Annotated in this window: 18 protein-coding genes and 1 pseudogene; 1 reads left to right on the top strand and 18 read right to left on the bottom strand. The window is 55.0% G+C overall.

Going from position 1 to position 21,446, the window contains the following annotated elements; genetic code table 11:
- Positions 1-28 precede the first annotated feature (28 nt).
- From rplS to ACO5R6_RS00590, 18 genes and pseudogenes are all read right to left on the bottom strand, one after another.
- The gene (gene rplS / locus ACO5R6_RS00505) at positions 29-382 is read right to left on the bottom strand and encodes a 50S ribosomal protein L19 (RefSeq protein ID WP_485625215.1); all 354 of its coding nucleotides are present in this window, start codon (positions 380-382) and stop codon (positions 29-31) included.
- A 198-nt stretch (positions 383-580) separates the two neighbouring features.
- Entirely contained in the window at positions 581-1,279 is a 699-nt protein-coding gene (locus ACO5R6_RS00510) for a hypothetical protein (protein ID WP_485625216.1), read from the bottom strand.
- Positions 1,280-1,288: 9 nt separating this feature from the next.
- Positions 1,289-5,044 (bottom strand): FMN-binding protein, encoded by a 3,756-nt coding sequence (locus ACO5R6_RS00515; protein ID WP_485625217.1) that lies wholly within the window; start codon positions 5,042-5,044, stop codon positions 1,289-1,291.
- A gap of 182 nt (positions 5,045-5,226) precedes the next feature.
- Positions 5,227-6,516, bottom strand: a complete 1,290-nt coding sequence (trmD, locus tag ACO5R6_RS00520; RefSeq protein ID WP_485625218.1) for a tRNA (guanosine(37)-N1)-methyltransferase TrmD — start codon at positions 6,514-6,516, stop codon at positions 5,227-5,229.
- Positions 6,517-6,581: 65 nt separating this feature from the next.
- On the bottom strand, positions 6,582-7,100 hold the full coding sequence (gene rimM, locus ACO5R6_RS00525; RefSeq protein ID WP_485625219.1) for a ribosome maturation factor RimM: 519 nt from the start codon (positions 7,098-7,100) through the stop codon (positions 6,582-6,584).
- A 78-nt stretch (positions 7,101-7,178) separates the two neighbouring features.
- Positions 7,179-7,409, bottom strand: coding sequence for a KH domain-containing protein (locus ACO5R6_RS00530; protein ID WP_485625220.1), 231 nt, complete (start codon positions 7,407-7,409; stop codon positions 7,179-7,181).
- A 34-nt stretch (positions 7,410-7,443) separates the two neighbouring features.
- On the bottom strand, positions 7,444-7,689 hold the full coding sequence (rpsP, locus tag ACO5R6_RS00535; RefSeq protein ID WP_485625221.1) for a 30S ribosomal protein S16: 246 nt from the start codon (positions 7,687-7,689) through the stop codon (positions 7,444-7,446).
- A 100-nt stretch (positions 7,690-7,789) separates the two neighbouring features.
- On the bottom strand, positions 7,790-9,145 hold the full coding sequence (ffh, locus tag ACO5R6_RS00540; protein WP_485625222.1) for a signal recognition particle protein: 1,356 nt from the start codon (positions 9,143-9,145) through the stop codon (positions 7,790-7,792).
- The gene (ylxM, locus tag ACO5R6_RS00545; RefSeq protein ID WP_485625223.1) at positions 9,145-9,483 is read right to left on the bottom strand and encodes a YlxM family DNA-binding protein; all 339 of its coding nucleotides are present in this window, start codon (positions 9,481-9,483) and stop codon (positions 9,145-9,147) included. Before ylxM ends, ffh begins: the two co-directional genes overlap by 1 nt.
- A gap of 98 nt (positions 9,484-9,581) precedes the next feature.
- Positions 9,582-10,793: a threonine ammonia-lyase gene (gene ilvA / locus ACO5R6_RS00550; RefSeq protein WP_485625224.1), complete on the bottom strand. Its 1,212-nt coding sequence runs from the start codon at positions 10,791-10,793 to the stop codon at positions 9,582-9,584.
- Positions 10,794-11,224: 431 nt separating this feature from the next.
- Positions 11,225-12,154, bottom strand: a pseudogene (gene ftsY / locus ACO5R6_RS00555) (signal recognition particle-docking protein FtsY); the annotation flags it as partial.
- A gap of 11 nt (positions 12,155-12,165) precedes the next feature.
- Complete coding sequence (smc, locus tag ACO5R6_RS00560; protein ID WP_485625225.1) at positions 12,166-15,726, bottom strand: chromosome segregation protein SMC; 3,561 nt, start codon at positions 15,724-15,726, stop codon at positions 12,166-12,168.
- The gene (rnc, locus tag ACO5R6_RS00565) at positions 15,716-16,411 is read right to left on the bottom strand and encodes a ribonuclease III (RefSeq protein ID WP_485625226.1); all 696 of its coding nucleotides are present in this window, start codon (positions 16,409-16,411) and stop codon (positions 15,716-15,718) included. The genes smc and rnc overlap by 11 nt, the downstream gene beginning before the upstream one ends.
- 95 nt (positions 16,412-16,506) lie before the next feature.
- The gene (gene acpP / locus ACO5R6_RS00570) at positions 16,507-16,740 is read right to left on the bottom strand and encodes an acyl carrier protein (protein ID WP_485625227.1); all 234 of its coding nucleotides are present in this window, start codon (positions 16,738-16,740) and stop codon (positions 16,507-16,509) included.
- Positions 16,730-17,767 (bottom strand): phosphate acyltransferase PlsX, encoded by a 1,038-nt coding sequence (gene plsX, locus ACO5R6_RS00575; protein WP_485625228.1) that lies wholly within the window; start codon positions 17,765-17,767, stop codon positions 16,730-16,732. The genes acpP and plsX overlap by 11 nt, the downstream gene beginning before the upstream one ends.
- Positions 17,768-17,926: 159 nt before the next feature.
- The gene (gene rpmF, locus ACO5R6_RS00580) at positions 17,927-18,106 is read right to left on the bottom strand and encodes a 50S ribosomal protein L32 (RefSeq protein ID WP_485625229.1); all 180 of its coding nucleotides are present in this window, start codon (positions 18,104-18,106) and stop codon (positions 17,927-17,929) included.
- Positions 18,107-18,108: 2 nt separating this feature from the next.
- Positions 18,109-18,642, bottom strand: coding sequence for a YceD family protein (locus ACO5R6_RS00585; protein WP_485625230.1), 534 nt, complete (start codon positions 18,640-18,642; stop codon positions 18,109-18,111).
- Positions 18,643-18,703: 61 nt separating this feature from the next.
- Positions 18,704-19,894 carry an acetate/propionate family kinase gene (locus ACO5R6_RS00590; RefSeq protein ID WP_485625231.1) on the bottom strand — a complete coding sequence of 397 codons (1,191 nt, stop codon included), beginning with the start codon at positions 19,892-19,894 and terminating at the stop codon, positions 18,704-18,706.
- Positions 19,895-20,031: 137 nt separating this feature from the next.
- On the opposite strand from ACO5R6_RS00590, the gene ACO5R6_RS00595 reads away from it, so the two are divergent.
- Positions 20,032-21,387, top strand: a complete 1,356-nt coding sequence (locus ACO5R6_RS00595) for a nucleotidyltransferase family protein (protein WP_485625232.1) — start codon at positions 20,032-20,034, stop codon at positions 21,385-21,387.
- Positions 21,388-21,446 lie beyond the last annotated feature (59 nt).

The raw sequence follows: 21,446 nt of genomic DNA on the forward strand, positions 1-21,446 counted from the left end.
TCTATGAGCAGTCCCTTGATTTGACCTGTCAGCGGATGATCTCCTTGACCTTGGCAGCCTTGCCGACGCGGTCGCGAAGATAATTGAGCTTGGCGCGGCGAACCTTACCGCGGCGAACCACTTCCACCTTCTCAACCCGGGGGCTGTGCAGGGGCCAGGTCTTCTCAACGCCGATTCCGTTAGAGAACTTGCGGACCGTGAAGGTCTCGCGGTTGCTTCCGCCCTGCTTCTTTAAAACGGTTCCCTCAAAAATCTGAATACGCTCGCGGTTTCCCTCCTTGATGAGATTGTGCACGCGAACCGTATCGCCCACATTAAACTCGGGAACTTCCGCCTTCAGCTGTTCTTTCTCAATGCTTCCAATGATCTCGTATGCTTTCATGTGTTTCCTCCACATTCATCTCGATGTTCTTAATGCCCTTCGCAACAGAGGACCATCTCCATATAAACAACATTGCAACTATAGCACATGACCATAGCGCGAGCAAGGACTTTCTGTAAGCCCGGATCCGATTCGCCGCGCATCAGCCTCGGAACCTGCCCTCAGCAGACCGGGGAGAAATTCAAAAGCGACTGCAAGTCAAGCCGCCTGGGCGCAGGCTTCTCTTCTCTGCAGATAAGCAAGCAGGGCCTTCTTGAGGCGCAGGACAATATAGGTCACATAGACCAGGGTATAGATGACAATGGAAAGCCGGTTCTTCTCGGGATTCATGGAAAAGAGCAACATGACATGGACATAGAGAAGGATATAGAAGGGATAGGCCAGACGCTGCAGCCTCTTCCAGGACTTGCCCTTCATCTTTCGTCTTACGGCTGTAAAGGAGGTCACAAAGAGGGGGATCATCAGGGCAATCAGACACATGCTCACGATTGCGGCCAATCTGACCTGAGTCGGCATGATCGCCTCCCGGTCAAAGAAAGCGACAAAATAGTGCCTCCCGAAGAGGATATTGTGGGTCAGAGCCATCAGGCAGCCGATAATCGACATCTCCCCCCGGATCCGCATATATCTTCTCGTGAAGGCCGTGTGGTTTCTGACAAGGCCCAGGTACATGACAATGACAAAGGTAGCCGACGCCATCACCCCTCTCTGAAAGAGGTCCGTGACAAACTTCAATCCCGCCGGCAGGGCCTTGTCGTAAGACCCCGTGTAAATCACCGCCATGAGAAGAACCAGGGCGTAAAAGCAGATGTAGAAGACCCTGCTGTGTTTTTTCATAATATCCGCAGCTGCGCCGTAGAAGACAAGCGCAAGGATAATCGCTGCAATTAAGTTCATAGACCTCTCCTATTGTACTCTTACACCGATGCTCTTGGTGGAGACGCCGGATACATGACTTGAGATAAATCGAAGTTTGATGACCGTGTAGCCCGCCTTTGACATATCAGGGCTTCCGATGATCTCCATGCGGACGGATCCGTCCGAGGGGAAATTCTTGATCAGGGACTTATAGTACTCGGCCGTCGGAGCCTGGTCGCCAATCTTCCGGTTGACAATCAGAGAGCCGGTAAACTGCGGCGTGAACTCATTGGCATAGTGTTCTCCCTCATCGTTATCATTGATCCCGTCCCGATCCCGATCCTGATAGAGAGGAAAGACCGTCTTCATGACAATTTTCTTTCCGCCCTTCTTTCCGTAGATAAGGAGGGGGTACTCTCGATAGAAAGTGTCTGTAAAGTCGCTGTCGGGAACGTCAACTTTCCCTCTGATGCTTCCGTTTGAGAGGGAGAGGCCCTTGGGAAGGCCCTCGACGGAAGTCACCTTCACTCCGCTTGCGCAGCTGAGTTTGGCTCCGGAGAATTCCTGATGATTCAAGTTGACGGGCGGCAGATTCAGGTTCATATCTCCGGCCTGGGCCTCCTCTGCGGGCCCTTGGGGCTGACTTCCCGCCTTCTCAACGATGACTGCGACACTGACGGTTGAGAGGCCGCTGACATACTTCGATTTGAATTGCAATCTTACAATTTGCGTCTTGGCGGCAGACATATCCGGATGCTTTAAGATATCAATTGTCACAGACCCATCTTCCGGTATATTGGAGAAGAGGGCCTGATACTCCTCTATCGTGGGCTCCGGATCACCCTCTTCCTTATAGATTGCCCGCTCCTTATATGTCTGTCCCTTAAAGCGGGGATTGAAGGCATTGGCGTAGTGCTCACCCTCATCGTTGTCGCTCACCCCGTCCCGGTCCTTGTCCTGGAAGACGAGAAGGGATTTTCTTACCCGGATTTCCCTGTCCTTCTTGCCTGCAAGGATTGTCAGCTCATACGCTTTGGACAGGGAGGCGTCAAAATCTGCATCCGAGACGTCAATGGTTCCGCTGATTTTACCTCCCTCATAAGTCAATCCCCGGGGCAGTCCCCGGACCTCCCGGATCTGAACTCCTTCATCGGCCTTCACCGAAATCGGGCTGACGGTCTGATGGTTGAGATAATTTGCCGCGAGATCAATGCTGACCTCACCTGTATGTCCCGGCTCATCCGGATTCTCGGATGGATCCTTGGCCTTCTCCTCGTTCACGGTAATGAAGAGGGCGAAGTTCGCATTCTCATTGTCCTCGTGCGCGGGATCCAGGCAGGGAAGAGTCATCTTCTTAAATGCGATTCCCTCCCTGGACTCATAGTGATAGGTCTGCCCGCTCTTCGACTGCGTGCGGATGCGGAGCTTCTTGCCCAGGTCCCGGCGGGAGAGCGAAATCGTCTGTCTCTCCGAGATATTCTCCTCTCTCTCCTCCGACATCTGGGGGTGATCTATCTTAGTCCAGGCGCCGTCATCGATCTGATACTCCATGGACACAATATAGTCCTTGCTGTATGCTCCGAAGACAATCCCCAGTCTGACGCTCCGCTTGGATTGAGCATGGATGATATCCGTAATCAGGGTGCCTTTTGCCAGGAATTTGGAAATATCCATCCCATCCTTAATCATCTCCCCATCCTGCGTGCGGATCTCAAGTCCATACTTGTCAAAGTCGGCATAGGGTACCCGGACCTTGCTTCCGTCCTGCTTGACCAGTTCCACCACAAGTCCGCTCAGGTCCAGGGCCTTTTTCCGATTCTGCTTTAATTCGGCCTGCTTGTTGTAGACGTTTTTGTCTGCGGGAGAGATGACCGTGATTGAGACGATCTCATTTCCGGTCTTCGCGTCCGTCTCCGAGAGCTCAAGAGCCTGATCGACCGACCTCGCAAGCCCGCCCGCGCTGATCGTGGCTCCAGAGACAGCGTCAAAGAGGTCCTTCTCCCCCATCTTCTCCTGGAAGAAGGCCTTGATTGCCCTTGACACGGTACTCGCCTTCCTCTGATTCCCGATCCGGTCGGCATAGGTCTTCCCGATCAGTTTTGCTGCCTCCTCTCCGGGATTGTCTGCAGCGAGAATCCGATCCAGGTAGTCATGGTGGAGCTTCATGACGGCGATATTATGCCTTCCGTTCTTCTTGTCCGCAAGGAAGGGGACCACCTTCACGGCCCGGGCCCGGTACTCCTCTCCGTCGTCGGCATAATCCTTGCCCTGGCCCACTTCAATGGCCTTGATCTCATTGTCCGCAATGGATACAAAGGTCTTTAATCTTCCCTTGGAGCTGTTGAATCCGGCTCCCAGGCCCTGGTATTCTCCGGACTTGAGTGCGCCGCTGCGCATCAGGGCAGCGATATTCTTCCTGGTCTTGTATTCTAAGATCTTGTCCTGCTTGGGAGATGGCTTTGTCGTCCCGCCGACCGGCTTGAAGATGGACTCGGATCCCTGGTCTTCGGGCCGGCTCGGATCCTTCTCCACCGCTTTTGACAGGGCGTCATTGACCGCATTGACAATCCCCCGGCTGCTGTAGGTCGCACCGGAGACCGTATCAATGGAGCCGGACTTCTTTCCCTTCATCCGGTCAATCACTGCAATTGCCCGCGCAAAATAGCGGCGGGAATCCGCCTGGTCGGTCACCTGGATGTCCTCCACCTGCCCGTCCTTGACAATGACGCGAACACTGATCTGACTCTTAAATCCGTCGGCGCTTCCGGCATAAGTCCCATCCTTGAGCTTTACCGTTGGATCCTTCTTGGGATCGGTTTGATTGTCATCCTTGGATCCCGGATCCGGCTTTGGATTCGGATTCGGATTGGGATTCGGATTGGGCTTGGGATCAACATCCCGGTCGGAGGGTCTGTCCTTCTTTACCACAGCCTTGGACAGGGCCTGATTGACCGCATTGATAATCCCCCGGCTGCTGTAGGTCGCGCCGGAGACCGTGTCAACTGTCCCAGTCTCCTGCCCCTTCATCCGTCCTATGACCGCAAGGGCCCGCTGAAAGTAGGACGGTGTGTCAGAGTTACTTAAGATCTGAACATCGGCGATCTTGCCATTTCTGACCGTCACCCGAACGGAGATTGGGCCGTCAAAGCCCTCGGCAGAGCCCTGATAGCTTCCGTCCTTGAGCCTGCTGTCCTTGGGCAGGGCAAGAGGCGCTGCAGCCTTTTGCCGGCCGGCAAGTCCTGCCCTTGCCCGTCCCTGCCCCTTGGCAGAGGCCTGCCTGGCCTGATTCTGATGGGCCTTGATTTCCTCCTCGAGATTTGCCGCCTTAGCCGTCTCCTTTCCGCCGGCATCAGCCGTGCGGGCCTGTTCCAGTGCCCGGAAGACAGCCAGTTTCAAGGCATCCGAAGAAATCGTGGCTCCGGAGACAGAGTCTACGTCCACTTGATTGGTCGCCTTGATCCGGTCCAGGACCTTCTTGGCTCTGGCAAAATACTCGGGCGTCTCGCTCTGGGACAGGATCTCGATGTCCTGAATCTTCCCATCCTTGATTGTCACCGCCAGCTTCACCGGACCGCCGAAGCCCTGGGCACTCCCTTCATAGCGGCCGTCCTTGTAGCCTTCTTTCTCTGCCTCTGCCATTTTCTCCTTGATCTTCCCGGAATCCGAAGTGGCCTCCTGTCCGCTTTTGGATTCCCCGGAGCCGGACTTTCCCCCTCCCCCGGTGACCACGAAAATAATCCCCGCACTGATTGCAAGGATCAGCGCAAGGGTCAGGATCGAACTAAAAATTTGCTTGACCTTCATGCTCGCCCTTTCTTAAAAATGCTCCCCCGGCCATCCATGGGCGCATTCCTCGAGCAGGCCCATATATTAGCCTTAACTAACATATCGGGCCGGCAAAAAATTGTCAAGTGCTTTTCTTGTTCTCTCTTGTTTCTTATTGTTTCTTTCGGGGGACAAACGATGCAGGTCAGACGGGAACTTCCTCAATTGCGGCGGTCATAGATCAGGACCTCTCCTCTTGCGGCATAGAGTCCGAATTGCTCCAAAGCTTCTTCATCCAAAGCCGCTCCCACAGGCAGGTAATACAGGGGGCTGATTCCCTCTTCCAGTCCTCTTATGATTCCCTCATTGATAAACGAGATCAGATCCGGATCCGGCCGGCCGTGAAGGCTTAGTCTTTCCTGAAGCGTGCGGGTTCTTGCCCTGCTCGGTCTCTCCCTGGGCGTATAGACAAGAGTCCTGACCCGCCGGATCTCTCCCGGTCCCAAGATCTCTCTCACAAGATCCTCCTCGTTTACATCATGAAAAATGATTCTGCGGGTCACATCAGGATCTTTTCCCCCTGACTTCGCAAGGGATTGCTCCAGGAATAAAAGCCCCTCTCTCTCCGTTTCATGGGACTCTGCCTCCCTTAAGTCCGTGGAGGGACTTGCGAAATAAGAGCAATGGTCCCTCCTGTCTTCCAGAAGAATCCTGGGTCCGTCCCGGTCTACCAGCTCTCCATAGCCTGACTTGACCAGGTTTAAGAGGTCCGCATACTCTCTCTTGAAGGGAAGGAGGATCTTCTCTATTTCTGCCAGATCCAGGTAGTCCCGATAGAGATCTTCACGCCTCTCTCTGGTTCTTGCAACCGAGGCCTCTCTTCGCCAATTCTCAATTTGTACGGCATTCCCGGACAAGAGGACCTCCGGTACCTTCTTCCCCCGCCAGACCTCAGGCCGGGTATACTGGGGATATTCAAGGAGTTTCCCGTGAAAGGACTCAATCTCGGCAGAGCTCTCATTCCCGAGCACTCCGTCTAAGAGGCGGGATATCGTATCCATCATAACCAGAGCCGGGAGCTCCCCTCCCGTCAGGACATAGTCTCCGATGGAGATATAGTCCGTCACGATTTCCTCCAGAACGCGCTCGTCAACCCCCTCATAGTGGCCGCAGAGAAAGACCAGATCATCATATTGGGACAGGTCCTCCGCCATCTCCTGGCGAAAAGTCCTCCCCTGCGGCGTCACATAGATCACCCGCTTCCTGTGGGCCGCCGGAATTTTGGAGGCAAGATCCCGGTAGCAGTCATAGACCGGATCCGCCTGAATGAGCATCCCTGCCCCGCCCCCGTAGGAGTAATCGTCCACCTTCCCGTGCTTTTCCTTACTGTATGCCCGGATATTATAACAGTGAAGGGATATGATCCCCTGACGGAGTCCTCTGCCCGTAATGCTGCTGGACATGCTCTGCTCAATCATCTCCGGAAAGAGGGTCATGACGTGAAAATCCATCTGTCTTACTCCTTTTCAATGCATACCGGCCGCAAGGGAACCCACCTGTCTTGGCTCTTATGAAGTCACAGGTCTTCTAAACCGGGCAGAAGATGGACCCGGATGTAACTCTCCTCCAGCCTGGTCTCAAGGATACAGTCCTTAATGGCCGGGATCATGAGATCAGACCTCCCGGCTCGCTCCACCAGGTAGACGTCATTGGCCCCTGTCGTCAGCACATCCTTCATAATCCCCAGTTCTCTTCCATCGTCGGAGATGACCTTAAGGCCCAGCAGGTCTTCTACATAATACTCTCCGTCTGCAAGAGGGATCGCCTGGTCCCTTCGGATCAAAAGTTTCGCCTGTCTGAGAGGATGGACCTGGTCGATGTCCGTCAGACCTTCGAATCGGAGAATGACCTGGTTCTTAAAATAACGGACCGAGGCGACGGTTTGTTCCTCCCTGCGTCCGTCTCTGTCAATATATAGCTTCTGTCCCATGAAATCATCAAAGCGATGCAACTCTTCTGTCATGGGATAGACCTTCACTTCTCCCTTGAGCCCATGCGTCGAGCTGATCACTCCCACCTGAAAATACTCCTGCATCTTAGTTCCTCGCCCTCTGTGCAAATAAAACAGACAGGTCCGAACGGAACCTGCCTGCCTGGTCTTGCGCAATCTGGATCACTCAACAATGTCCACAACAACCCTGATATTTTCCCGGGTTGCAGCAGCCTTGACAAGAGACCGGATCGCCTTTGCGATCTTCCCCTGCTTTCCAATGACCTTGCCCATATCGGAGGAGGCAACCTTCAGCTCCACAATTGTGGTCTTCCCGGCCTTGCGCTCCGATACTTCAACCTGATCCGGGTAATCTACCAGTGACTTCGCAATTACTTCAACTAATTCTCTCATCACAATTACCTCGTGCTCTGCCTGAGTCGGACAATCACTTCTCGATGCCGGCATCCTTGAGAAGACGGGCTACCGTCTCCGTGGGCTTAGCTCCATTGGCGAGCCACTTCTTTGCAGCCTCCGCGTCAACGCTCACGGCTGAGGGCTTCTGGTTGGGATCATAGGTTCCGATCTCTGCGATATTACGGCCATCGCGAGGAGCGCGGGAGTCCGCAACAACGATTCTGTAGAAAGGTGCCTTCTTCTGTCCCATTCTTCTAAGTCTGATCTTAACTGCCATTTTTTACCTCCGCTAATCTGATCGATTGTGTCTTTATTCGATCGCCGGGCGTTTGTCCGGCGGATGAACCTTATTTCTGATCTTTTTAAGAAAAAGATCTTCAGAAGGGAAAGGGTCTTCGCCTCTTCCCCTTGCCACCCATGAGGCCGGGCATCTTCTTCATCATCTTCCTGGTCGACTCAAACTGCTTGATAAAGCGATTGACCTCAGCGATATCTACACCCGCCCCTCTCGCAATGCGGTGCTTGCGGTGGATATTCATCATCTTGGGGTCCGAGCGCTCCTGTGGCGTCATAGAATAGATGATCGCCTCGGTTCTCGCCAGTTTCTTCTCGTCAATGGCCCCCTCGATCTGATTCATCTGGGCCTTGGAGACGCCCATGCCCAGTCCCGGCAGCATGCCCAGGATGGAAGCAACACCGCCCATCTTGCGCATTTGCGACAGGGAAATCAGATAATCGTTGTAGTCGAACTCCGCCTTCTTGACCTTCTCCGTCAGCTTGGCGGCCTCCTCGGCGTCAATCTCCTGTTCCGCCTTCTCGATCAGGGAGAGGACATCCCCCATGCCCAGAATTCTCGATGCCATCCGGTCGGGGTGAAACTGCTCCAGATCGGAGAGCTTCTCACCCATTCCTGCATAGAGAATCGGCTTGCCTGTGACGGCCCGAACCGAGAGGGCGGCACCGCCACGGGTATCTCCGTCCAATTTTGTCAGGATGATGCCGTCAATCCCCACTTTCTCGTCGAATGTCTGCGCCACATTGACAGCCTCCTGACCGGTCATGGCGTCAACGACCAGAAAGGTCTGGACCTTGTCCAGCCTGGACTTGATCTCCTCGAGCTCAGCCATCATCTCCTCGTCGATCTGAAGACGGCCGGCCGTATCCAGAATTACGACGTTATTGTTATTCTTCTTGGCATGCTCAACCGCGGCCCTGGCGATATCCGAGGGCCGGTTCTTGTCCCCCATGGAGAAAAAAGCGAGCTTCTGCTTCTCTGCATTGATGCGGAGCTGCTCGATTGCGGCGGGTCGATAGACGTCACAGGCAACCAGAAGGGGACGCTTGCCCTTCTGTTTCATCTTGCCGGCCAGCTTGGCTGTCGTGGTGGTCTTACCGGCACCCTGAAGACCGACCATCATGATGATTGTGATTTCCTGTCCCGGACGATAAGAGATCTCCGTCGTCTCGGAACCCATCATGTCAGTAAGTTCCTCATTGACCAGCTTAACTACCTGCTGGGCAGGATTCAGCCCATTTAGGATATCCGTTCCGATCGCCTTGTCCTGCACCGTCTTGGTGAAGTTCTTGACCACCTTATAGTTGACGTCGGCCTCCAGAAGAGCCATGCGGATTTCTTTCAGGGCGAGCTTGACGTCATCCTCAGACAGACGTCCCTTGCCCCGGAGATTGCGAAAGGCATTCTGCAGTTTTTCGGATAAGCTCTCAAAAGCCATTACAATTCCTCCAGAATCTTCCGGGACAGTCTGCGGATATCACGGAGAACCTCCTCGCCGGCTTCCCCGCAATCGGTCAGGTCCTGGATCCTCTCGACATCCGATCTGACCTTCATGAATCTGGCGACCAGCTGCAGGGCCTCCTCATAACTCTCGAGGGTCTTTGTGCAGCGGCGGATCAGGTCATGAACTCCCTGCCTGGAGATTCCCTCCCGCTCGGCGATCTCGGAGAGAGACAGGTCCTCGAATGCGTATGCCTCATAGACTTCTCTCTGGTGTTCATTGAGGAGCTGTCCGTAAAAATCATACAGATACCCGCGCATGACCTTCTCTTCCATCGTTTGCACCTGCCTATCTTAACCAAGTTCTCGTATACTGTCAAGTATAATATCTTTACACACAGAGGGCTCTGCCGGCACGGCCGGCACACCGAAAGTCAAAGCGCCGTTTGCACAATCTTGGGTCGATAGCCCGCCCTCTCCAGGGTGGCGATGATCTCCTTCTTGTGATCCGTTCCAAAGGCCTCCAGAGTAATGGTCAGTTCCACAGCAAGGCTTCGGTTGGTTGTGATGAACTGGTTGTGTTCCAGCTTAATAACATTTCCCTGGACCCCCGCAATGGTCTCAGCCACCTTGGCAAGTTCTCCCGGCTTGTCCGGGAGCAGAACGGAGACGGTGAAGATGCGGTCCCGGAAGATGAGCCCCTGCTGGACCACGGAGGACATGGTTATGACATCCATATTTCCCCCGGACAGGACAGAGACTACGTTTTTGCCCCTGACATCCAGCTGGCTTAGGGCCGCCACCGTCAGAAGACCGGAATTCTCGACAATCATCTTGTGATTTTCCACCATATCCAGGAAAGCCACGATCAGCGCATCATCCTCGACTGTAATAATCCGGTCGATATTCTTCTTCAGATAGGGGAATATGGTCGTCCCCGGCCTCTTTACCGCAGTTCCGTCCGCGATCGTATTGGCGGTGGGGAGGGTGACCGGTTCCCCCGCCTCAAGCGACGCCTTAAGACAGGCGGCGCCGGCAGGTTCAACTCCGATCACTTGTACCTTTGGATTGAGCAGCTTAGCCAGGGTGGAGACGCCGGTTGCGAGTCCGCCACCTCCGACGGGCACCAGGATATACTCAACCAGGGGAAGCTCCTTGAAGATCTCCATGGCAATGGTTCCCTGACCAGTGGCAACGGCAGGATCATCAAAGGGGGGAATGAAGGTGTAACCCTTTTCCTTGGCAAGCTCCAGAGCCTTTGCATTCGCATCATCGAAGACATCGCCGCAGAGAATGACATCCGCTCCGTAGCTCTTGGTGCGATTAACCTTAATCAGCGGCGTGGTTGTCGGCATGACAATGGTCGCCTTGATCCCAAACAGCTTGGCTGCATTGGCCACACCCTGGGCATGGTTGCCCGCGGATGCGGTGATGAGGCCCCTGGACCGCTCCTCATCCGTCAGGGTGCTGATCTTATAATAGGCGCCCCGTACCTTATAGGCCCCGGTCACCTGCATGTTTTCAGGCTTGAGATAGACCTTGTTGCCGCACATCTGTGAGAAGAACTCACTGTAGACCAGCTTGGTGTCATTGATCACCCGGCCGACAATATTCGAGGCCTCTTCAAAATCTCTTAATTCCAGCATCCTGTCTCCTCCTATTTGCGGCCCCTGCGAAAGAAGCCGAAAAGTCCGCCTCTGTGATCCTTATCCCGGTCAGCGGAATCCTCGTCTGCGGACTCAGCCGGCTCCGCAAGTGCTTCTGCCGGCTCTTCCTCCGGATCTTCTCCCGGTTCCTCAGTCGCTTCCGTCGGCTCTTCTTCCGACGCCTCCGTCTCTTCCGCAAGCTCTTGTCCCGGCTCGACCGGCTCCGCAGGCGCTTCTGTCAGGTCTGCTCCCGGCTCGGCCGGCTCCGCAGGCTCTTCTGTCAGGTCTGCTCCCGGCTCAGCCGGCTCCTCAGCCTCCTCAACCGGGTTTTCTATGTGCATAATTGGCTTCTCTGTCTCAGATTCCGTATATTCCTCTTCTGATGTCTCCTCTGATGTCTCCTCTGATAGATCTTCTGATGCCTCTGATGTCTCTTCTGCTTCATCCTTCAGGTCGAAGAGTGCATTGACGTACTGGTCCGGATCAAACTTCTCCAGGTCGTCTACTGTCTCCCCGACTCCGATGTACTTCACCGGAATTCCGAGCTCCGACTGGATGGCGACAGCGATGCCGCCCTTGGCAGACCCATCCATCTTGGTCAAGACGATTCCTGTGACATTGGCCGTCTCGCAGAACTCTCTGGCCTGAACCAGGGCGTTCTGGCCCGTCGTCGCGTCTAAGACGACCAGGGTCTCCCGGCGCACGCCCGGGTATTCACGGTCAATCACCCGGTTCATCTTCTCAAGCTCATGCATGAGATTGGTCTTGTTGTGGAGCCGTCCCGCCGTATCGACCAGGAGGATATCACAATTCCTGGCTTTGGCAGACCGGACCGCATCGAAGACAACCGCCGCCGGGTCTGACCCCTCCTGGCCTCCGATCATGTCAACTCCGGCCCTAAGGGCCCACTCCTTCAGCTGCTCATTGGCTGCCGCACGGAAGGTATCCGCCGCCGCGATGAGGACTCGCTTCCTGGCCCGGTGCTTGAACTGATGGGCCAACTTCCCGATGGTGGTCGTCTTGCCCACGCCGTTGACTCCGACCATCATGAGGACAGACGTCTCCTCCTCGAAGCGGTAGGCCTGTTCACCCACATCCATCTGACGGCGGATATCCTCAATCAGGAGCTTGCGGCAGTCTCCCGGCTCCTTGATGTGACGGTCCTTGACCTCACGGCGCAGATCCTCGATCAGGCGCATGGAGGTCTGAACCCCCAGATCGCCTGTGATGAGAATCTCCTCCAGTTCCTCGTAGAATTCATCATCGATCTTGGAGAAGCCGCTGAAGACATAGTCCATGTTCTTCACGAAGCCATCTCTCGTCTTACTCAGGCCGGCTTTTAGTCTGCTGAAAAATCCCATATATACTCCTTTTAGTCGTCCAGCGCGTTCTCGATCAGGTTGACGGAGACAAGCGTGGATATTCCCTTCTCCTGCATGGTGATTCCGTAGAGGCGGTCCGCCGCGTTCATCGTGCCTCTTCGATGGGTGATCACAATAAACTGGGTATTGGCCGTCAACTTGTGGAGATACCTGGCGAAACGGTCCACATTGGCATCATCCAAGGCCGCCTCGATCTCATCCAGGAGGCAGAAGGGAGACGGCTTCATGTTCTGAATGGCAAATAAAAGGGCAATCGCCGTCAGGGCCTTCTCTCCGCCGGACATCTGCATCATGTTCTGTAATTTCTTGCCCGGCGGCTGCGCGATGATTCGAATGCCGGTCTCTAAGACATCTTCTCCCTCAATCAGCTCCAGGCTTCCCTTACCTCCGCCGAAGAGCTCCTTAAACGTTGTATTGAACTGGTCCCGAATCTTGGCGAAGCCCCGATTGAACTGCCGCCGCATTCCCTCATCCAAGTCCTCGACAATCTGAATCAGCTGTTCTTCTGCCGCCGTGAGGTCATCGTGCTGGGTCTTCAGGAAGTCATAGCGCTCAGCCAGTTCCCTGTACTGTTCAATCGCATTGACATTGACATTTCCCATAGACCGGATATCATCGCGGATCGAGGAGATCCGACGCTTTAACTCGGCCCGGTCATTCATCTGCTCGTCTCTGCGCTCCAAGGCAGCGTGGAAGGTCAGCTCATACTCCTGCCACATGTAGTTATTCTGGTAATCCAGAGCCTCCTTGAATTTCTGCTGCTGGGCGGAGAGCCGATAGAGCTCTTTGTCCAGGTTGTTGATGGAGGCGGAGATCTTCTCTCGCTCGTCGAACCCGCCCTTATAGGCGGCATTGAGTTTGCTGTAGGCCTCCTGCATCTCCCTGAGCTTTGCCTCTATCTCATTCTGGCTTTCGGAATAGGAGGCAATGGTCTTTCTGACCTCTTCAATCTGCTTTTTCTTCTCCTCTGCCTCTTCTCTGACCGCCGATGTCTGCCCTGACAGTTCCTCGATCAGCTTATCAGTCTGATCGATTTCCGCCTTGAGCCGGATGATATTCTCCTCTTCAAAGTCGACTTTCTGACGAGCGGCAGCCTCCGTCAACTGTGCCCTGGCTACCCGGTCCGAGGCTTCACTCAGGGCCGCGGACAGGGCCTCGACGGAACCGGTCACTTCCTCTATATGCGCATGCAGTTCCCTCTCGCGCCTTGCAGAAGATTCCCCCCGATCCATGAGCTCCGTCTGAGCCTCCTTGACCCTGGCGATCTGATCATCTAATGTCCCCTTCTCCTCGCAAAGGGCGGCGCAGGCCTGCTCGGAATTCCGGCTTGCCTCTTCCATTTGCTCCAGTTGCAGCCGAGCCGTGCTGACTTCCAGATTGGAAGCCTCAAGCTCAGTCTGAAGTTCCGACAGGTCATCGCCTTTTAGGGCGAGGGCTGTGTCGATTTCTTCCAAATGCCTCCGGGAGGCGGCCAGGTCCTCTTTGAGCGCACTGACCCGTTCCGTAAGCTGCTTGACCTCCCGGTTTCTGGCCAGGAGATTGCCGCTGTGCTTGAACCGACCTCCGGAGATCGAACCGCCCGGTCTCAGATAGTCCCCCTCCAACGTGACGATGTGAAGGCTGTAGGCCCTGGCCTTGGCCAGGCGGATGGCATTGTCGATGGTGTCGACGACCAGAATCCTGCCCAGGAGGTAAGAGACAATGCCCCTGTACCTGGCGTCCGCCCGGACCAATTGGCTCGCAATCCCAATGACACCGGGCTCGCCGAGGAGCTGGCTCTTCTTGTCCCCCTCTCTTCCCTTGACAGAGGTCAGGGGCAGGAAGGTGGCCCGGCCGGCCCGGCTCTCTTTCAGAAAGCGAACCATCTGCTTGGCAGTCTCCTCCGTATCCGTCACGATATTCTGGATATTCCCGCCCAGGGCTGTCTCGATGGCCGTCTCATACTCCCTCGGGACGTGAATCAGTTCCGACACCAGGCCCTCTATGCCCGGGTTCTCCCCCTTCTGTTCCATGACTCTTTTGATGGCGCTGCCGTAGCCGTCATAGCGCTCGGCAATATTGCGCAGAGATTCCAGACGGGAGTTGGCCTGGTGGAAATCAATCGTCTTCCGGTCAATGTCCTGGCGCAGGTCCTTCCTCTTGGCCTTCCAATCGGCCCGGTCAGCCTCCAGCCGGTCCTTCTTCCCCCGAATCGAATCGCACCGGGCAGAGGCCTCCTCGTAAGACTTTCTGGCAGATGCCAGCTTATCCTCCACATCCCCCTCTCTCGTCTTCCGCTCTAAGATCTGCTGGGTCAGCCGGGACTTGCGGATGTTAATCTGCTCCAGCATGGTCTTGTACTTCTGGTCCTCAGACTTAAGATCCGCCCGCGCCGTCACCAGCTGAAGGAGTTCCCTCTGGTCCTCCTCCAACTGGTCGGAGAGGTCTTTGGACTGGCTCTGAATCTCTGCGTATGCGCTCCTGGCGCCGGCGAGCTTCTCACGCGCCAGAAGCAGGGAGGCTTGCTGGTCCTCCCGGTTCTTCTCGTGGTTGGCCAGTTCCTCGACCTTGGTCTTCTTGCCGGCCAGGGCCGCGTCCACCCGTTCCCTGTAATTGCTATCCGCGCTCTCGGCGGACCGAATCTGCTCCTCCAGAAGCTCGATCTGATTCTCCAGACGATTCCTGGTCAGCTCGTTCTCCTTGTGTCGGTTGCGAAGCTCCTCCATCCGGTCGTCCCGGTCCGCCAGATCCTCTTCCATCCGGGCATAGGTCAGCTTCAGATCCTCGAAGGCCTTCTTCTCCTCTCTCATCTGATCATCGGTAATCCGGTATTTCTCAGAGATCTCCTCGAGCTGGCCGGACAGGCGTTCCACCTCGATCAGGAACATGTTGACGTCCAGGTTCTTTAATTCTTCCTTGGCCGCAAGAAAGCGTCTGGCCGTCTCGGACTGCTTCTGCAAGGGGCCGACTTGCCGTTCCAGCTCCGAGAGAATGTCATTGACACGGACCAGATTCTCCCGCTCATCCTCCAGCTTCTTTAAGGTGACCTTCTTGCGCTGTTTGAATTTGACGATACCGACTGCCTCATCGAAGAGTTCCCTTCTCTCCTCCGGTTTTCCGGATAGGATCTTCTCAATCTGGCCCTGGCCGATGATGGAATAGCCCTCCTTGCCGATGCCGGTGTCAAAGAAGAGCTCGTTGACATCCCTCAGCCGGCAGGGCGTCCCGTTCAGCAGATACTCGGATTCACCCGACCGATAGACCCGACGGGCGACAGTCACCTCCTCATAGTCGACCGGGAGGGCCCGGTCGGAATTATCCAGTGTGATTGCGACATAGGCGTAGCCCAGGGGTTTCCTGTTCTGGGTGCCCGCAAAAATAACATCCTGCATCGAGGCCCCGCGCAGCTGCTTGGCAGACTGTTCGCCAAGGACCCAGCGCACGGCGTCTGAGACATTTGACTTCCCGGACCCGTTCGGCCCGACAATCCCCGTAAATCCCTTGTGGAAATCCAGGACAATTTTGTTGGCAAATGACTTAAATCCATGAATCTCAATACTCTTAAGATACATGTCCTCTCTCCTTCAGATACAACAATCCCCGATAGGCGGCCTCCTGTTCGGCGGCCTTTTTGGACCTTCCCTCTCCCCTGCCGATGGTCTTCTTGTCCACTTGGGCTTCCATGACAAAGTGTCTGGCGTGATCGGGCCCCTCTGCCTTGACCAGGACATATTCCAGGCATGAATTCTCCATGGCCTGGACGAGTTCCTGCAGCTTGGTTTTGGAATCATGATAGAGCTGCTTATGCTCGATGTCCGTCAAAATAAAGCGGATAATCAGTTTCCTGGCCGCTTCCAAACCTCCGTCCAGGAAGACGGCTCCGATCACAGACTCCAGGGCGTCCGAGAGGATGCTGTCCCTCTCCCTGCCCCCTGTCAGATCTTCACCTCTGGACAGGCGAAGGTAAGCACCGAGACCGATTTCTCTGGCCGCGATGGCAAGCGTCGGCTCACAGACCAGGCTGGCGCGCAGGGGAGTCAACCTCCCCTCGGGCAGATCGGGATAATTTAAATACAAAAACTCACTGGAAACAGCCTCCAGGACAGCATCTCCCAGGAACTCCAGCCGCTCGTTATCCGAGTGGGCTCTCATATGTCTCTCATTGGCAAATGAGGAGTGGGTCAATGCCTGTTCCAATAAATTTTTGTCTTGAAACTGATAACCGATCTTAGACTCTAAATTCTCATTTTTCATCATCTCGCCTCATAGATCTCACAGATAGAGAAAGAAGATGAGGGGCTGTGAAAACGTCCTTCCTTCTCACTGCCCCTCTCCCCTTATCCGGATGAGTCTTATGACCCCATGGTCTCCTTGATCAGGCGAACCGCATCTCCGACCGTCTTGATCTTCTCCGCCTTCTCCTCATCGACCGTCATGCCCAGCTCTTCCTCAACATCCATGAGAATCTGGAAGGTATCGAGGGAGTCCGCTCCCAGGTCCTTGTCAAATTCCATGTCCTCTGTGATCTCATTGGCATCCAGTCCCAAGACCTCGCAAATATGCTTCTTTAATACCTCAAATTCCATCCTCTTCTCCTTTCACTTCTCGATGACTTTTGGCATAGTCCTCAATATAGCCGTTTACATCCTGCTCTGAGAATAAGCTGCACTGATTCAGGGCGTTTTTAATCTCCTTTGCCGTCGCAGATCCGTGTACCTTGACGACCAGTCCCCTGACTCCCAGCAGGGGGGCGCCTCCGTACTGGCTGGCATCATAGGTCTTCATGGTCTTCTTCAGAGAAGGAAGGGCAAGAGCGGCGCCGATCTTGGCAGGCAGAGACGAAGTCAGCCCCTTCTTCACAAGACCCAGGAGGGTCTTTGCCGTCCCCTCATAGAACTTGAGGATGACATTGCCGACAAAGGCCTCGCAGACGATCACATCCGCCTGTCCCTCCGTAATATCTCTGGCCTCAATATTTCCGATGAAATTGATCTGATCGCAGTCCCGCAGGAGGGGATAGGTCTCCTTGGTCAGAGCGTTCCCCTTATCCTCTTCCGCCCCGATATTGACCAGGGCAACCCTCGGGCGATCAATTCCCATGACATGCTGCATGTAAAGAGAGCCCATAATCGCAAACTGAAGCAGATGGTCCGGTCTGGCGTCCACATTGGCTCCGCAATCCACCAGGAGGGCGACCCCCTTTCGGGTCGGAATCAGGGGGGCCAGGGGGGCCCTCTCAATGCCCCGTATCCGGCCGACCAAGAGGGTCCCTCCTACCAGAATTGCCCCGGAGGAACCTGCGGAGACAAAGGCGTCCGCCTCCTTCTGCTTGACCATGTTCAGACCGACGACGATCGAGGAATTCTTCTTGGTCCGGATGGCTCTGACCGGGGGCTCTGCCGTCTCAATTACCTCCGATGCATCGCGGATCTCAATCTGATCCTCCGGGAACCGGTATTGGCCCAGTTCTCTTTGGATTTCCTCCCGGCGTCCCAGCAGAAAGACCTTGATCTTTTTGTTCTCATTTACCGCATTCACTGCGCCCTTGACAATCTGTGCGGGGGCATTGTCTCCGCCCATCGCGTCCAGAGCAACTCGCGTCACATCTGCCATGTTCCCTCCCAGGCAATAAAACAGCTACAGGATATTCTGATTAAGTCTACTATATCGGGGCTGTCCGCGCAAGAAATCATCAGCTTGGCACAGGTTCCAAGCCCCTGTAAGATGAAAAAACCCGGTGGATAACCACCGGGCCGTTTCTTCCTGCTATGCTTAAGCCTGAGCGATAATCTCACGCTTGTTGTAAGATCCGCATGCCTTGCAAACTCTGTGCGGAACCATAAGCTCACCGCACTTACTGCAACGAACGAGCGTGGGAGCGCTCATTTTCCAGTTCGCTCTTCTGCGATCTCTTCTTCCCTTCGATGACTTATTCTTAGGACAGATAGACATGATTACACCTCCTTAAAATTCTTGAACAAAGCCTGGATACCTGCCATTCTCGGATCCGGCACAAAGGAATCGTGTCCGCAATCTCCTTCATTGAGATTCTGACCGCAGACAGGGCACAGGCCCTTGCAGTCAACCTTGCAGAGAACTTTCGTCGGCCAGTTGACCAGGACTTCATCGAAAACAAGTATGTCGCAATCAATGCTGTGGGCATCCGCAAGAAAGGCGGATGCATCCCGCTCCTCCTCTGAAATGATGATCTGCCCGTCGGATAGGTCGAGGCTTCGATCAATCAGAAGAGAGAATGGATACTCGGTCTCTCTTAGACATCTGTCACAGGGAATCGCGACCTGCAAGTCACCTTCTGCGTGAATATGCAGTCGTCTGTTCTCTTCATTGGTAAGATGAAACTCGAATGGCTTCTTCTCGAGAATAGGATAGTCCACTGACCCGACATGCAGTTGGTCTCTGTCGAAGGAAACCGTAAGATCTGTTGAGAAATTACGCTTGGTCAGAATCCCCGCAAGGTCGATCATCATAGGCTTCTCCTACTCACACTCGGAATATTATACACAGGCCTCTCACCCCTGTCAACCCAAATTAGAGCAAGGCAAGGGTCTCACGGGCAATGGCCAGTTCTTCATTGGTCGGAACCGCATATGCCAGAATCCTGGAGTCGGCCGAAGAGATCCTTGCATCCCTGCCCAAGGCCGCCCGGTTCGCCGCCTGGTCAATCTCAAGCCCCATAAAGGTCAGATAGGATGAAATCCTGGCCCTGGCGAGGTCGGAATTCTCGCCCAGGCCCGCCGTAAAGCAGATCAAGTCGACCCCGTTCATGGCCGCCGCATATGCGCCGATATACTTGGCCACCCGATAGTAGAACATGTCGAGTGCGAGCTTGGCCCTCTCATTCCCCTCCTCAGAAGCCGCCTCAATATCACGAAAATCCGAAGAGACGCCGGAGACGCCCAGGACGCCGGACTTCTTATTGAAGATCTCAAGGACCTCCTCTGGGCTCAGTTTCTCCTTCTCACTCAGATAAGTGACGACAGACGCGTCGATATCACCGGACCGGGTTCCCATGATCAGTCCCTCCAGGGGGGTCAGTCCCATGGATGTATCCACTGAGACACCATTCTTGACAGCCGTCACGGACGCTCCGTTACCCAGATGACATACAATGATTTTGGAATTTCCGTAGTCAAGACCCGCCAGTTCCGCCCCGTGTCTGGACACAAAGCTGTGAGAAGTCCCGTGAAAACCGTAGCGGCGGATTTTGTATTTCTGATAGTAGTCATAGGGAATTGCGTAGGTGTAAGCCTCCCTCGGCATGGTCTGGTGGAAAGCCGTGTCGAATACAGCGACCATAGGAACATGGGGCATCAGCTCCTTGCAGGCATTGATCCCAATGATGTTGGCAGGATTATGGAGAGGAGCCAGGTCTGAAACCTCTTCAATTCCCCGGATCACCTCGTCGCTAATCAGGACAGAACCGGTGAACTTCTCTCCCCCGTGAACCACCCGGTGACCGATGGCTCCGATTTCATCTAAGTCCTTAAGGACTCCTGTCTTGTCATTGGTCAGGGCCTCGAGAACAATCTTAACGGCCTGCGTATGGCCCGGCATGGGGACGTCACGCTCCTCCTTGTCTCCCCCCTCGGGCTTATAGGAAAAATGCCCGTCAATCCCTATCCGCTCACACAGGCCCTTGGCCTTAAGCTCTTCCGTCTCTGAATCAATCACCTGATATTTCAGAGAGGAGCTGCCGCAATTAATCACCAAAATATTCATCCCAATCTCCTTACTTTCTCTCGACGGGTACCGTTTTGACCCCTTCATTTCTTCATTATATACTGATGGAAAAGGCGGGACAAGGCAGGCATTGTTTCAAACGATCGTCGGGGATTTGGATCATTGAGGAAAAATCGATGCGAACAGTCGGAATTATAGCAGAATACAACCCTTTTCATAAGGGGCATCTCAGACAGATTGACTACGCCAGGCAGGTCTTGGGCGCGGATCAGGTGATTGTCGCCATGAGCGGTTACTTCACCCAGCGCGGCGAACCGGTACTTCTCCCCCCCTTGGACCGGGCACAAATGGCACTTTCCTCCGGCGCAGATCTGATTCTCATGCTTCCCTCCCTCTATGCCACATCCGCATCCATCGACTACGCCAGAGCCGGCGTCCGCCTCCTGGCTGCCACAGGTCTCATTGATATCCTTCTCTTCGGGACGGAGACGGAGGACCTGGACCTCCTCCGAAGGGCGGCGCACTATGAGTGCCTCCTATCCCCCCATAACGCCGGAGGCCGGGCCGGCGATCGAGCAAGCCTTCTTCAGGCCAGGCTCAAAGAGAGCCTGCGACAGGGCATCAGTTATCCCAAGGCCTCCCGCCGGCTGATCGCTGAGGCCCTCTATGAAGACCGCCTTCTTGCCTCCTCCGAAGCCGGAGCTGGAAGGGACCTCTCGCCACAGGCAGAGTCCGCAGGCCGGATCGAGGCGGTTCTCTCCTCTCCGAACAATATCCTGGCCATTGACTATCTGGCAGCAGTTGAGGAGGAGAAGCTCCCCTGGGAGTGCGCACTGATCCGGCGAAACTGTGACTATCACAGGGAGGATCCCCCAGCTGATTCCATCGCTTCGGCCGGCGCCATACGGGCCCACGTTACTGATTTTTCCTTCCTGAGGGACCGGATGCCCGAGGCATCTGCCCGAATCCTTATAGATCGGGTCCGCAGCAAGCGCTACCTCCTCCCCGAAGATATGGATCCCCTCTACGCCTATCTTCTTGCCCTGCTAAAGGCAGATCCTCCCAGGAATTCGATTCTCGATCTTGACACAGCCCTTAGAACGAGACTTGCGGCCCTGGCCGGCAGCTTCACAGACAGCCGCTCCTTCATCAGAGAAGTTGTCTCCAGTAAATCCTATACCTGGGGCCGCACTTCCCGTGCCCTCTGCCATCTCCTTCTGAACTATCGCTCCGAGGATAAGGAACTTCTTGAACAGGTAGGCTCCGTTCCCTATCTTCGGATCATCGGTCTTGGCCGGGATGCAGGAGGCATTCTGGGACAATTGGGCCGGAGGGCAAGCCGTCTCCTCCTTGTCCGCCATGCGGACCTGCAGAAACTCCTTGCCTCCGATTCGGGTGCTCCTCGGGCCCGGGCGATCCTTCGCAATTATCAGATGGACCTTCTCGCGGAGAAGGTCTATTGCTCTCAGCTCCAGCTTCGCTGCGGACAGGAAATATTGCCCATTCTGGGGCAAAAACTCCTGACCCTGTAAGGAAGAAACGTGCGCCGCCGGGCGCACCCAAAAGCCCGCCCCCGGTCTGCAAAAAACAA

The sequence above is a fragment of the Shuttleworthella sp. genome (assembly GCF_057251025.1).

What these genes read in the sequence shown, in the direction of transcription:
- rpsP (WP_485625221.1), bottom strand. Translation starts at nt 7,689, where the DNA reads ATGGCAGTTAAGATCAGACTTAGAAGAATGGGACAGAAGAAGGCACCT.
- acpP (WP_485625227.1), bottom strand. Translation starts at nt 16,740, where the DNA reads ATGGAATTTGAGGTATTAAAGAAGCATATTTGCGAGGTCTTGGGACTG.
- smc (WP_485625225.1), bottom strand. Translation starts at nt 15,726, where the DNA reads ATGTATCTTAAGAGTATTGAGATTCATGGATTTAAGTCATTTGCCAAC.
- trmD (WP_485625218.1), bottom strand. Translation starts at nt 6,516, where the DNA reads ATGGATTTTCACGTCATGACCCTCTTTCCGGAGATGATTGAGCAGAGC.
- ACO5R6_RS00595 (WP_485625232.1), top strand. Translation starts at nt 20,032, where the DNA reads ATGCGAACAGTCGGAATTATAGCAGAATACAACCCTTTTCATAAGGGG.
- rnc (WP_485625226.1), bottom strand. Translation starts at nt 16,411, where the DNA reads ATGATGAAAAATGAGAATTTAGAGTCTAAGATCGGTTATCAGTTTCAA.
- rplS (WP_485625215.1), bottom strand. Translation starts at nt 382, where the DNA reads ATGAAAGCATACGAGATCATTGGAAGCATTGAGAAAGAACAGCTGAAG.
- plsX (WP_485625228.1), bottom strand. Translation starts at nt 17,767, where the DNA reads ATGGCAGATGTGACGCGAGTTGCTCTGGACGCGATGGGCGGAGACAAT.
- ACO5R6_RS00510 (WP_485625216.1), bottom strand. Translation starts at nt 1,279, where the DNA reads ATGAACTTAATTGCAGCGATTATCCTTGCGCTTGTCTTCTACGGCGCA.
- ilvA (WP_485625224.1), bottom strand. Translation starts at nt 10,793, where the DNA reads ATGCTGGAATTAAGAGATTTTGAAGAGGCCTCGAATATTGTCGGCCGG.
- ylxM (WP_485625223.1), bottom strand. Translation starts at nt 9,483, where the DNA reads ATGGAAGAGAAGGTCATGCGCGGGTATCTGTATGATTTTTACGGACAG.
- ACO5R6_RS00530 (WP_485625220.1), bottom strand. Translation starts at nt 7,409, where the DNA reads ATGAGAGAATTAGTTGAAGTAATTGCGAAGTCACTGGTAGATTACCCG.
- rimM (WP_485625219.1), bottom strand. Translation starts at nt 7,100, where the DNA reads ATGCAGGAGTATTTTCAGGTGGGAGTGATCAGCTCGACGCATGGGCTC.
- ACO5R6_RS00515 (WP_485625217.1), bottom strand. Translation starts at nt 5,044, where the DNA reads ATGAAGGTCAAGCAAATTTTTAGTTCGATCCTGACCCTTGCGCTGATC.
- ACO5R6_RS00590 (WP_485625231.1), bottom strand. Translation starts at nt 19,894, where the DNA reads ATGAATATTTTGGTGATTAATTGCGGCAGCTCCTCTCTGAAATATCAG.
- rpmF (WP_485625229.1), bottom strand. Translation starts at nt 18,106, where the DNA reads ATGTCTATCTGTCCTAAGAATAAGTCATCGAAGGGAAGAAGAGATCGC.
- ACO5R6_RS00585 (WP_485625230.1), bottom strand. Translation starts at nt 18,642, where the DNA reads ATGATGATCGACCTTGCGGGGATTCTGACCAAGCGTAATTTCTCAACA.
- ffh (WP_485625222.1), bottom strand. Translation starts at nt 9,145, where the DNA reads ATGGCTTTTGAGAGCTTATCCGAAAAACTGCAGAATGCCTTTCGCAAT.